Here is a 12087-nt window from a genome sequence, read left to right on the forward strand (position 1 = left end):
TCTCTGTTTTAGTATTTACTCATTCATGCCGATAATTGAAAACGTCGGCGAATATCGTTAATTAGCCTCTGCCTCGAACTCTTAGGCCTCTCGTGGGGAGCAAACAACGAACTTGCTTCATCGAGTAGATTTACCGCTTTAGTTAATTGGGCTGTTTGTTCAACAGTTAAAGATTCCTCGGATGACAACTGATTGATTTCCAGTATTGCCAATTCTTTAGCTGCAATATCTTCTGGCAAACCAGATTGAGTGCACAAACCATAGGTACCGTCCAAAAAATATTTCCATTCTGAGCTTATATGCAAATCGATCTGAGCATTTACTTTTGGATCGTCTGACCAATGGCCCAGCTTTTTTAACTCTGCGATCTTCCGTATGTAACGCTGATAAAAGTGCTCATAGACGTGTTCTTTAGACTCCAGCGTTTTAACAATACCTAACCAAGAAGCGTACCCTTTAGCATAGTATTCTGTTTCGTGTGCTTCCTGGTGAGCTCCAAAGAAGGAGTCACTTTTTAACTCAAAACTTACACGATAAGAACAATTTGGCATCATCTCCTGTTGTTGATACTTTAATAGCTCCTCTGTTGTTACTTTGCTGAGGGCAAGCAGTTCTTGCCTGTTATAGAAGTGACGCTCCAAATACTGTATTAATTCCAATCTTTACCCCCAGAAAGCTACTTATTTAAGTAGCTTAACAATAAAGACTTATAAAACACAAGATGAATGCCAGATGTTTACGGCTTAAACAACAAGAGATTTAGCTCATCATCTGCTCTACTGCTGTTCTAGCTGATTGCGTTGCTGTATGAACACCTCCCCAATCCTCTCTTCCAGCATAGGCTTCACCGGCAAAGTAAACCTTCTTATTAATGGGCAGAGATAAAGCTTCAACAACATCTAGACTCTCATAATCTTGAAGATAGGCAGCCTTCACAAAGGGCTCAGCTTGCCAGTTCTGCACAATGAACTTAATGAAACTGCGGCTCGCGGCACCGCCAAATATGTGATCTAACTGACTTAAAACAAAGTCTCGTAAGTTATTACCAGAAAGTGACAAATAAGGTTCGGCAGGTTTTCCAACAGCGAAGAAACCAAGGATATTCTCGCTCGTATCTTGACCGTAAGCAGCATCATAAAAAAGAATCTGTCCAGATCGGTCTTCTATATCCTCTGGAACGACAAAGGTAGGATAGAATTTCTTGGAGAACTTCATAAAAATCTTAATGCCTTTCCACATAGTTGCCTTTTTTATAGCTACGAGTTTTGACTCAGGTAACTGAGGAAAGAAGCCAATATCTTGATCCTGTAACAACCTTAATGAGGCAGTCAATATGACCTTATCAGCTTCATAATTCTGCTTACTTCTTGTAGATACAGACACTTTTTTCTTTGAGTAATCGATAGACTCTACGATCGTGTTGTAGCTAATATGCTCTTTAACAGATGGCAGTATGTAATCCTCGAAAAAGTTAAGCCATGACCCTCCAACGAATTTTCTGTCTTTTACTTTTCCTACCATCACTTCTTCCAGTTCTTCACCATCCCAGTAAACTGCCTTGTCATCATGTTTGTAGCCAATAGTAGGAACATTAATCGCTGTTTTTCCACCCTGCGCAATTTGTACCAAGATATTAGGGTTCACATGCAACCACTCTGCTCCCAGCGAAACAGGAAAATCAGCAAAGTCGGTTGATGTTTTTAATCTTCCACCATAAACCGAAGATGCCTCCAATATCTTAAAGTCGATACCCAACTGCGCCAGTAAATAGCCCGCCGATAATCCTGCGGCACCAGCCCCAACAATGATGACATGGGATGGTTTATTTTTGCTCTTAGCAAACAAAGAAGAGATGCCACCACTTAGGCCAAGTAAAGCGCTCACTCGAACAAAGTCTCTTCTAGTCAATTTCATTAGGGTTCCTTAGCTCACAGTTAGTTTAGCCACCAGCTAAGAATACGTAACGCCGCACAACGCCTATAATGACTAACGCAACACCACAAAGAAATACTACCGCTGGAATGGTTAGAAGTATACGAGCAAATGAGGAAAGATTCTTGTAAAAACTAGAACCTAAAACGAAATCGCCCAGCATCTCCAACAATATCCATGCCGGAATTCCAAATAGAAATAATGCCAACCAACCCATTGGAGTTCGAGGCACTGACGGATAAAAAGTCACAACTAAAACCAGAACAATCCCGGCGAAAAAACAACTAAATCCGACGATTTCCTTTATTTTATCTATATCAGCTCTCATGACACATCCAATACAAACCTCTAAAATCGAGTTAAGACTCAGGGTTGTCAGAGTAAGGCTTAAGCTTTACTTTGACATAGTCCTCTATTTCTTGAGGAGAATGAGCCATGTAGTCGCCGACTTCTGGCGAAAAATAGTATAAATTATTTAAAATCGCATGAGCACAATTGCGAATGGCTTCAACCTCAGAGCTTTGCTCAATTACTATCAGTATATCAAGAGCTACAAGCACCGCAGGATAGTAGGTTCCAGCATGATTATTACCTACAGCAAAAAGTACTTTGTTTTCTAGCCCATTGATAGCTCTCGACTCGTCATATCGAGATAAATCGATAAGAGCTTCTACTAGCTCGTCAGGTTTATAATGTTCTGGACCAGAAAAATCACTCCACCGAACACTGGATATTTGGAATTCAAGTTCCTTCATTACCTGTATTCATCTCTTACTTCATCTTTTCTACTAAAAGTTTCAACTTTCTAATGAGTGAGTGAATAGGCTCTCGCTTCATTAAGCTACTGCTTGAAAAGTAGTAATCTATGATAGTGTTCTTCATAAAAGTTAAATTCGTTGTTTCCTCAAACCACTCATCAGGCCCCGGACCAGGCACATAACTTGATACAACACCAAACTCCCACACGCCATCCGTAAGAACCCCACTAATGATAGGGCTGTCGGTCGGATATTCAATACCATCAAGTTCCACGTAGCAGCTATCATCGTATATTTTGTTCCCTTTAACACTCTGCGGCTTGCAAACAGTTAATATCAAACTTCCCTCTTCATTGGGTTCAAGTTCGTATACTAGCCCTTTTTCAGTTAGCTCACTAAAGTCATAGGATTTAACATCAGTTAAACGCTGCCAGTATCTGCACTCTGAGTGTTGAATACTTTTATGACAGCCCACAACAACATTTGATAGATCCAGAGTTTTAACATGATGCTCACGAAGCTTTTGTAAGACCTCTTTGTTAAAACCAGAGTCCCAGCGAAGATCATAACCTTTTGTATTAAAATCACTACGGAAGAGCTCAGCATTATCATCATAAATAACGAGTACCGCTTTCTTTGCGCGGGACTTACTGGGACCATAGAATTCAAGCGATGCTCTAGGAAACCCTCTTTCTCCTTTTTCTGCTAATCGATTAATACTCTTTCGGTACTTATCATCTCTCATCTATATCAATCACTTTTTTATTCTTGTCTTTGCTTTAGATCGTCTAAAGTGCCATAAAGATCGCCATTGTCGCTTATAATCAGAGTTTTCGACTCGATGGGAATCGGGAGTTGAGAAACGCCCTTTAAAAACTGCTCCAACTTATTTCCTTTTATAGCAAGAGCTTCGGCTCGACAATAAACAACAATGAGTTGAGGCCGCAATTGCTAGCAACCCTTCCTCGAAGAAAACCGCCGTAATCAGGCTCATCTTCGAGTATATGACGGTAACCTTTCGGTACGTTCTTTTTATGTGCATCTTTCGCATCAAATAATTCGCCATCTGGGTAAATCCAGAATACGAAATCTGGTGCAGTATGAGTAAATTCTTTGATTGCTTTTCTTCGCCCTCGATATTTTTCTGCCAAAAACTCAAACTGACTGGCCGCCTTCTCTCGAGTCACGCTTCCCTTTGTAATCACTGCTCTTTCATATCCAGTTTAGGTTGTCGGCCGCACTAAGACTTCATTTAAACGGCAGGAATAATATATTTTTTCATAATCTCAAATGCCTGCTTCTGTTTTTTAATATCTCCATAATTGCTCCCCGTAAAAACAACCACTAAATTTAAATCTGGAGCAACAAATACAAATTGGCCACCATTCCCCCAGGTATGAGCGACAGGAACCATTTTATTTCCATAATCAAATAGGGTTCTATACCATTGATAAGCATAACGAGCTTTGTGCTTAGGATCTTTTTTAATTAAGTCAGTCCAGGACCAGTGCGTATCGACAACCCCATTCAATATAGAATCAATATGACGATTGCTAATAATCGTTTTACCCTGCCACTTGCCTTTATTAAGAACTAACAAACCAAGCTTCATTAAGTCTTTGGGTTTAAAACGAGCATTCCCCTGAGCGTATAAAAAACCTTCAGGACTTTGATATATTCGATAGTCACTAATGCCAAGAGGAGCAAACAACTGCTCTTTAGCAAATTCATTGATGTTGCCTTGCTTCGCTCTCTCCAGAGCCGCAGACAAAGCTACACCTAGCAAAAAGGAGTTTGCATTACAGTACTTCCACTTCTTGCCAGGTTGCCCAGACATAGCAATAGATAAACTGTACTTAAGAGGATTAGAACCATTATCAACCTGCTCGTCATGATATGGTCCAGTGCCCGGCATTTCGGAACAATCAAGACCCGACGTCATATTAAGCAGATCACTCACCTTTATTTTTGCTTTATCGGGATCGATGTTTTCTAGTTTCATGTAACGAGAGATAAGTGGAACGATCAGCTCATCTGGCTTCAAGAGCTGTTTATCAAATGCGATGGCCGCAAGCAACCCCGTAACGCTCTTGAATGTCGACCGTGTTTGATGAAGCTTCTTCGCATCAAAACCATTAAAGTAGTACTCGTTCGTCAATTTACCTTCTTTATAAACTAGCAGTCCATCGATGCCTGTGTAGGCCCCACTCTTTATCTTTAAAACCGAGGCTTCAATAGAATTTTGATTAGCTGCCAAAGACAGTGAAGACCACAAAATAAATAAATTGACGATGATATAGGCAAACTTCATTTGATATCCTTGTAGAATGAACGCCACCAAAGGCTCTATCTAAGGTAGCCTTTAGTGGAAACTTTATTATTGAATACCAAGATTTTTATACGACGAATCTTTAGCTCCACTAATAGAAGACAATTATTGCTCAACGATGTCTGGACGATGCAGATTAATAAACTCCAGTATACTCTGTAACTCTAACAGTAACTTCTCTGGCTGGTTTTCATCGAAGACATTAGCGCCAAACACTTCCAGACTGCCATCTGGTGCCTTCATCGACTGCTCAAAGTGTAAATTGTAAGCAGATCCTTTGGGCACTAAGAATGGTAAGACAAATACATTAAACCCTTTAAGTTCAATATTATATTGGGACCATAACTGAGCCGGCCAATTGTTATGATCAATAAAGAGCGACTCTAAAATATCATTAGGTATAAAGGCCGCCGCCTCTCCTTTATGTATATCCTGTAGCAATGCAGGTTGTCTGGCAGCAAGAAGCGCAAACATAGCAAGCCACGGTGTCGTACCTTTTTGATTAATCAAAAACTTAGGCGCAATCAAAGCGCCAGTACAAATCGATGCACCTGCACCAACCATATTAATGAGACCTTGAGCCATCTGCTGATTAAGCCCCACCTCACTCAAGGGATAAGATGTGATACCGTAAAAATGCAGATGCTCCCACTCTGTCGCAGAAACTTCTACTGCTTCATTCATAAAAAGAACTCCTTTTATAAAAGGCTCAAAAATGAGCCTTTATCGTCGACCACGCAAAAAAAGAATTGATTTCAACCTTCAGCGACGATAGTAGTGTCGATTACTACCGTCAAAAACAGCCTGACTTTAAACAACACTTTTTAAAATAACCTCCTTGAACCACAAGGACAGGGATCATTTCTCCCAAGTTTTTCTATGAGCTCTTTGTCTCCATGAACCACTCTGTCACCTGTCTTTACTTGTGTTTCAGAAGGGAACCCTCTACGTCGCTTACTCGTAACCTCGAAAGCAAAGTAAGTTTTCTAATTGAGTTTTCATAATATTTCTCCTTGTTTTTCGTCACTATATGAACAGACAAACTTAAATTCGTAATTAAACTTTCTTGGCGGTCCTCCAGCAATCTTTTCTGCGAGTTGCCTTATCGCTTTTTGTTGTTCGCTGGAAGACTCTTTTGCATCATGAATGGTTACAGAGACATTTCGTTCACTGTTTCCCTGTATTGTTCCAGAGCCTGTGTAATCTGAGTTTTTTGGCATAGCTTCGTTAGTTGCCAATGTCTTTAATTGTGACTCGATTTGACTTTTTAATCCTTCACAATAGACGTCTATTTGTTTCTTGATAGTCTCAGGAACACACAGAGGCTCTTCTTGCTTAAAAAGCTCATTGGCAGAGTGACAAAATTCACTCAATGACTCATAGTGGCTTTCGTAGGTCGCTCCTAGCTTCTCATCCTCAAAGTGAAAAGTTCCATAGGTGATGTCATGTTTCCCGTGGCAACTCAAAGAAAGAATGCCAAACAATAGCAATAACTCTAATTTCAATGTGGACTTCCTGTAAATATTATTCAGTGTCTAACCAATCCATGAGCATTCGCTCCTAAATCTCTCGTCTACCTCCTCGAGAAGCGTTGAATTCTAACATATTTAAAAACGCCAGCTCAAAGTTTATTCACTTCCTTTGCTCCTTGCTCATTCCATTATCATGCACCGACAGTCTAAACTTAGCAGCTTAATTGATAAGACTCTTTTAACCACTTCTGCCAAATGCCCTTTGGGATGGGCTTTTGTTCAGTAAACAAAACAGTGATCCAGCCGCCTGATGCTCCCACTTTATATCGCTCTGGCTCTTTTGTTGCAAGCTCCTGGGCTTGCTCTATGGATTGCTCCAGTTTAAACATGGCTTTATAGCCTTTTCCTTTCGGGCCTGGTCCAATAAACAAAAACTTACTTTTTTTGGCTTTAAAGGAACTTTGATTACATGACATACCTTCTACAACATCAGGAAACGCCCGTGCCTGCTCACAAATAACTTTAGTTGGATCACTCATATTGTTTGTCCTCAAAATGATATTGGACTCTTAGATGCCTGTGTCAATCTTGCATGCTCTTCATAAGTATCCAGATTGCACAAACCTATTACAAGCCTCTTAAGCTCAATCTCCGATGACGTTTTTAATCTAAACACAGCATTCAGAAAATACTATCAATACTTTTTTAGTTTACATTTTGTTCATACCAAAGAGGCATTTAACGCGCAAACGAGTAATAGGAGTATAGGCTGAAAGCCAAGGTTAGACTGCTGTGCCACTTCAAACATCCATGCCTTTTTTCGCAGTGAGAGGCATGCTATTCTTGCATGAAGACAGTACAAAGAGATCTCATACTATGAAAAACCGCTGCATAGGCTGCAAACGAGAAATCGCATGGGGCGAAACTGCCTGTCCGTTTTGCGGTGCACAGCAGAGCTTTTTTAAGCACCACAAGTCCAGCCTGCTGGCCTTTATTGTCGTCGCAGGCGCATCTGCAGCAGGAGGCTACGAGCTATATCAACGCACTCTGAAACAAGCCGAGCTTGATATTGCCCAAAAAAGCCAGATACAGATTGATGATGCCGCCCAAAAAATCCAGCAGCTTGAATCTCAAGTCGAAGCCTTAGGCCAACAACTCGAACAAGCCAATCAGACAATCCAACAAGCAGAGCAACAAAAATCAGCTAATACGTCTCAAGCAGCCGCCTTAACTGACGATTTAAAAAAGAAACTCACTGAAGCTGAAAAAAAGTTCGAAAAAGAATCAGCGCGTGCTGGATGGCTAGGCCGAGAAAATACGCGAATCAAAAAAGAACTGAATACCCTGAAAGAAAAAGTCGCATCTTTAGAAAAAGCGGCGGTGATCAACTCGGCGTCAGTGCCAACCTTACCCAGCTCTTCTACGCCACAACCAACAGAAACTGGCGATACACCAGAAACAGGTGACAGCGATACTTAACTAAACTCAACGGGCACTCATTTAAGCTAAGAGTGCCCTTCTTATCTCATTACACTTTATCTACTCGATATCCCGAGTTTCACCAGGCTTAGAGAAAAAGTCATCTCCACTCGCTTTTAAATCTGGTGGTACAGTAGTAGGTACGTGAACTCCAATAATTTTCTTCGCGTTGATAACTTTATTTAAAACATGCTTACCTGAAGCTGAGAGCGACAGCCAATAAGGAGGGAAAGCCATATCTGTCGTTTGCTTAGGCCAGAAAAACTGTTGCTCATAGTAATGGGAGACATCAGAATCGGCATCTCCCATATGCATAACCACAGTTGAACCGCCAACCTTTACTCGAAAAACCATGTTTTCTATCTCAGCTCGCTTAGGCCAACCAGCGTGAGGAATGCGCACCACCTCAATATCAATGTCTTTTATACTAAAATGCTTGGGTGCCTCTCCTTTTTTTAAATGTACTGCAGTTACTCGGTCTTTAACTTCTTTATATCCTTTTAGGTTCTTTATCATCTCTACCGCTTGTGCCGGAGCAAACAGCTTCACAGTTTGATTTTTTTGCAGGTATTTTAAAACATCGTTCTTATCAAAATGGTCGCCATGAGCATGGCTAATGAATATCGCACTGACATTATCATAAGGTGCTTTGTTATCAAAAATAGCTTGTCTCAACTTTTCTGGAACCAGAGTGTAATGCCCATAGCTATTATGAAAAAAAGGATCAAAAAGCACTTTAACACCAGACTGGCTCACCATAACACCTTCATTGCCTAGGTAATGAGCTCTGCCCTTGTTATCATGGGCCACCGATAAAAAACTGCTAAATATAAAGATAATCAAGATGGGAAATTTCATTGTCTGCGTAGCCTTTACACGACCGTTATTATTGTTATTGAATATCTTAACACGAGCCAACAAAAGATTAAAAATCAATCAACAATAATTAAACGGAAGCCGCGGACCTTTCCTACCTTAAAGAATCTCAAAATAAGGAGCTAATTCAATATTAACTCCTTGATACCTCAGCCAATAAAGACTATCGCTTCAGTGTTTTAACTAGCCTATTCCTTGCTGCCGACAAAAGCACGCGAGAATAAAGAACATGAAACCCTATAAAAAAGTTGAACTCTTTGCCAATACTTGGGTTACCTTGCTTATCTTTTCGATCAGCGACAACTGCGGTACCGAAATATAAACGCGTTTTTTGACAGCCATCTTCTTCATACGGCTCTACTTTAAACCAAGACCGAGTTTTCCTTTGAAAGTCGCACATCAATAGTTGGTCATCAGCTCTGTCTTCAATCGTCCATGCAGCAAACTTATCTGACTCTCCCTTAACTAACTGTTCAACATCTCTATCTGACGAAAACTTAAACACCAGACATGCAAGAACTACTCGCTCCATCTTAAAAACATAAGTGGTATAGAATGCTTCGACAAATTGTTCCAGGCTAACTTCGCCAGTCACTTCGGTAATAAAACAATCGGTATAATCCCATTCATTGTAATATCGATCATATAGCGCCTCTCCCGGGCACTCGCTTTGCACTACCATGCTCATAATACTAATCCTTCTCTAACATGAGAGTAGGTATTTTAACCTTAAACTAAACATGCTCGCCACATTTTAGTCCTTTTATCACACAAAAATAACTTTGCTAGCCTTCCCTAGGCGCTCTACGCTGGGTTTGATATTGGCACGATTTTTGTTTCTTTCCATTAAGCCAAAAACAATTCAGGTATAAAAAATGAAAATAATTTTTCTCTTGTTCGTAGCCCTGGCTTCGACCGCTCCAGCATTATCAAAAGTCGATGAGGAGAAACAGCTCTTCCTAAAAATACAGCAACTGGATCATATTATTTTTGAAGAATCTTTTAATCAGTGCAAAACAAGTGTACTAGAGCCTATCATACCGGAAGACTTCGAGTTTTATCATGATGTCGCAGGACTACAGAACCGACAAGCCTTTCTATCTGCGGTAGAAAAAAACATCTGCTCAGATGAAAACAACAAACCCATAAGAAAATTAGTTGAAGACACCATGGAGGTCTACCCTCTTAAAGACAACGGAAAGCTTTATGGAGCTATACAAAACGGCACCCACGAGTTTTATATCAAACGTTCAGGGCAACAATTGAAAAAAACCGGCATAGCGAAATTCACCCACCTTTGGGTTTTAGAAAAAGATCAATGGATACTAAAACGAGTTCTCAGCTTTGATCATAAACCCGCTTTCGAAGACTAATTTAGTCGCTTAAGTTAACTAAATTTCAAAGAGCCCCCTTGGCCAGGAAGACACGAATATAGTTGATAAGAGCACAATCTTTCTTTTACATTTAAGCATTCAGCTTCACATACTGAATGCTTAAAATATTAATGGCCAACAAGCAATCTCTGTACGACCAGGCAAAGCATTGTTATGCCGCAAGCTCTATTATAGCAAGCATGTCTTCATCATCTTCATCCATCCCCGTTTCTACAAATCCAAAGCTGGCATAAAAGTCTCTAGCAACTGGATTTTTTGGGTCATAACAGATCTCAATCTGTTTAATATTGATATTTCGTTTTACTTCATCTATCGCAAGGCTGAGAGCCTTCCGTCCAATGCCTTTATTTTGATACTTTGCATCGACCATAAATCGCCAGATAGAAACCTTATCGTCAGTCTCTTTCACCCACATAAAAAAACCAACAACCTCTTTCTCTAAATAGATAGCTCTGGTTTCATAACCATGGTTGAACATAGATTCAACTAATGACCACATATTACAAGCAACATACTCTTCTTGCTCCTTAGTAACATCTAACTCACAAACAGCTTCATAGTTTTCTTTTGTTACTCGGTGGAGTGTAACTTCCATTATTAGACCTCAAACTTTCCAAACAAATTATGTTAATAGGTCCTTAAAATAAAAATTCAACTGCCGCCACTAAGCGCATAAACAAATGCTTCAACGAACTCGCCATTAGCTAACTTTACCTTAGCTAATTCTCTTTGATATCCACTCCCTTCGAACTCATCCAGTCTATCCCAGTACTCCTCCAAACAATCAGAGGATAAAACATAACCTTCAACACTTTCACCTGTCTCCGAGGGAACAATTCCGGGACATCCCATATCAGCTCCCCACCCCTCATAAAATAGATGTCCTTTCAAAGAGGCTGACTCCCAATTGCCCGGCACATTGGCTAAAACATGATGATTAACTCGACCGGGAGCTAGAGTACCGTAAACAAATAATCGCTTCACTCTAATACCTTCACTTATTTGCTAACTATACAAACCACCAGACACTCCGACTATAACACTTAACTCAAAGCAGACTCAGCAACTTCTCACATCATTAAAGGCTATTTTCCTCTGGCTTCGAAGCACTAATTATAGATGCCCCTGAACCTTAGACCTGAGTTTAATCGTATAGCTCTTGGGCTAACACACCCGTTTGGCACAGTCCGTGTTCGTTGGCTTGAATATAGCTGTTATCCGCTAAGTTTAGGCATGTTAACCATCCGCCACCATATACGTAGGTATCAATACAAACGGAATGTCCGAGATTCAGTATTTGACCATTCTTTTGGGATACATGACCACAAACCGAGACTTTACCAGATGTGTGGGGGGTAGTAGAAAACTGCTTTGACCACCTAAGATTTTCTTCCGATTGATATTTAATGTTTACATCAGGATCAATGGTCGCATGGGTAAACAGATGGGTATCCGTCTCATAGTATTCACGGCAGTTATCCAAGAATTGCCAATGCCTGGTTGGTATTTTACTTAAGCTCTCCTGTTCAATGGGGAGTTGATATGAGCGAAGGGTTGTATCCCCACCAAAACCTAACCAAGCTTCAAAGTAATCACTATCGGTTCGCGAGGTTAACAAAGCCTCTTCATGATTGCCTAATATAAAGATTGTTTCATATTGAGACTCTAACTCAATCAAGTATTCAATAACCGCTTTCGAACTTGGACCACGATCGATATAGTCTCCCAGAAAGACAAGAGTATCTCCAGCAACTAGATTCGCCTTTTGAATAATGGCTTGAAGTGGCTTCAAATGTCCATGGATGTCGCCAATGGCAAATACTCTGTTACTCATAATGAGTCAACTG

18 protein-coding genes are annotated in these 12087 nt (G+C 40.3%); 2 read left to right on the forward strand and 16 right to left on the reverse strand.

Annotation, left to right across the window (positions count from 1 at the left end; translation table 11 throughout):
• Window positions 1-23: 23 nt before the first annotated feature.
• From NH399_RS04280 to NH399_RS04325, 11 genes are all read right to left on the reverse strand, one after another.
• Window positions 24-659, reverse strand: coding sequence for a DUF6058 family natural product biosynthesis protein (locus tag NH399_RS04280; protein WP_253037212.1), 636 nt, complete (start codon window positions 657-659; stop codon window positions 24-26).
• A 100-nt stretch (window positions 660-759) separates the two neighbouring features.
• Window positions 760-1914 carry an FAD-dependent oxidoreductase gene (locus tag NH399_RS04285; protein WP_253037217.1) on the reverse strand — a complete coding sequence of 385 codons (1155 nt, stop codon included), beginning with the start codon at window positions 1912-1914 and terminating at the stop codon, window positions 760-762.
• A gap of 25 nt (window positions 1915-1939) precedes the next feature.
• Window positions 1940-2260, reverse strand: a complete 321-nt coding sequence (locus tag NH399_RS04290) for a hypothetical protein (RefSeq protein ID WP_253037218.1) — start codon at window positions 2258-2260, stop codon at window positions 1940-1942.
• A gap of 31 nt (window positions 2261-2291) precedes the next feature.
• The gene (locus NH399_RS04295) at window positions 2292-2687 is read right to left on the reverse strand and encodes a hypothetical protein (protein ID WP_253037219.1); all 396 of its coding nucleotides are present in this window, start codon (window positions 2685-2687) and stop codon (window positions 2292-2294) included.
• Between the two features lie 16 nt (window positions 2688-2703).
• Window positions 2704-3435 (reverse strand): hypothetical protein, encoded by a 732-nt coding sequence (locus NH399_RS04300; protein WP_253037221.1) that lies wholly within the window; start codon window positions 3433-3435, stop codon window positions 2704-2706.
• A gap of 151 nt (window positions 3436-3586) precedes the next feature.
• Complete coding sequence (locus NH399_RS04305; RefSeq protein ID WP_253037223.1) at window positions 3587-3895, reverse strand: hypothetical protein; 309 nt, start codon at window positions 3893-3895, stop codon at window positions 3587-3589.
• A gap of 47 nt (window positions 3896-3942) precedes the next feature.
• Complete coding sequence (locus NH399_RS04310) at window positions 3943-5001, reverse strand: serine hydrolase (protein WP_253037229.1); 1059 nt, start codon at window positions 4999-5001, stop codon at window positions 3943-3945.
• A gap of 123 nt (window positions 5002-5124) precedes the next feature.
• On the reverse strand, window positions 5125-5703 hold the full coding sequence (locus tag NH399_RS04315) for a hypothetical protein (RefSeq protein WP_253037231.1): 579 nt from the start codon (window positions 5701-5703) through the stop codon (window positions 5125-5127).
• Window positions 5704-5843: 140 nt separating this feature from the next.
• Window positions 5844-5924 (reverse strand): SEC-C metal-binding domain-containing protein, encoded by an 81-nt coding sequence (locus tag NH399_RS25815; protein WP_371876058.1) that lies wholly within the window; start codon window positions 5922-5924, stop codon window positions 5844-5846.
• Between the two features lie 93 nt (window positions 5925-6017).
• A complete protein-coding gene (locus tag NH399_RS04320) occupies window positions 6018-6524 on the reverse strand; it encodes a hypothetical protein (protein ID WP_253037232.1) in 507 nt (168 codons plus the stop codon).
• Window positions 6525-6703: 179 nt separating this feature from the next.
• Window positions 6704-7030 (reverse strand): MmcQ/YjbR family DNA-binding protein, encoded by a 327-nt coding sequence (locus NH399_RS04325; protein ID WP_253037234.1) that lies wholly within the window; start codon window positions 7028-7030, stop codon window positions 6704-6706.
• A 337-nt stretch (window positions 7031-7367) separates the two neighbouring features.
• On the opposite strand from NH399_RS04325, the gene NH399_RS04330 reads away from it, so the two are divergent.
• Window positions 7368-7970 carry a hypothetical protein gene (locus NH399_RS04330; RefSeq protein ID WP_253037235.1) on the forward strand — a complete coding sequence of 201 codons (603 nt, stop codon included), beginning with the start codon at window positions 7368-7370 and terminating at the stop codon, window positions 7968-7970.
• Window positions 7971-8030: 60 nt separating this feature from the next.
• Here NH399_RS04330 and NH399_RS04335 read toward each other — a convergent pair whose 3' ends face one another.
• Both NH399_RS04335 and NH399_RS04340 read right to left on the reverse strand, forming a co-directional pair.
• Complete coding sequence (locus NH399_RS04335; protein WP_253037237.1) at window positions 8031-8828, reverse strand: MBL fold metallo-hydrolase; 798 nt, start codon at window positions 8826-8828, stop codon at window positions 8031-8033.
• Between the two features lie 181 nt (window positions 8829-9009).
• Window positions 9010-9534, reverse strand: a complete 525-nt coding sequence (locus tag NH399_RS04340) for a hypothetical protein (RefSeq protein ID WP_253037239.1) — start codon at window positions 9532-9534, stop codon at window positions 9010-9012.
• Between the two features lie 187 nt (window positions 9535-9721).
• Between NH399_RS04340 and NH399_RS04345 the strand changes: the two genes are divergently transcribed.
• A complete protein-coding gene (locus NH399_RS04345; protein WP_253037241.1) occupies window positions 9722-10219 on the forward strand; it encodes a nuclear transport factor 2 family protein in 498 nt (165 codons plus the stop codon).
• Between the two features lie 172 nt (window positions 10220-10391).
• On the opposite strand, the gene NH399_RS04350 is transcribed toward NH399_RS04345, so the two are convergent.
• The 3 genes from NH399_RS04350 to NH399_RS04360 all read right to left on the reverse strand — a co-directional run bounded on the left by NH399_RS04350 (window position 10392) and on the right by NH399_RS04360 (window position 12074).
• Window positions 10392-10835: a GNAT family N-acetyltransferase gene (locus tag NH399_RS04350; RefSeq protein WP_253037242.1), complete on the reverse strand. Its 444-nt coding sequence runs from the start codon at window positions 10833-10835 to the stop codon at window positions 10392-10394.
• Between the two features lie 56 nt (window positions 10836-10891).
• On the reverse strand, window positions 10892-11224 hold the full coding sequence (locus NH399_RS04355) for a gamma-glutamylcyclotransferase (protein ID WP_253037243.1): 333 nt from the start codon (window positions 11222-11224) through the stop codon (window positions 10892-10894).
• A gap of 160 nt (window positions 11225-11384) precedes the next feature.
• Window positions 11385-12074, reverse strand: a complete 690-nt coding sequence (locus tag NH399_RS04360) for a metallophosphoesterase (protein WP_253037247.1) — start codon at window positions 12072-12074, stop codon at window positions 11385-11387.
• Window positions 12075-12087 lie beyond the last annotated feature (13 nt).

This window comes from Pleionea sp. CnH1-48, from assembly GCF_024124665.1.
Classification (GTDB): Bacteria; Pseudomonadota; Gammaproteobacteria; order Enterobacterales; family Kangiellaceae; genus JAMXSB01.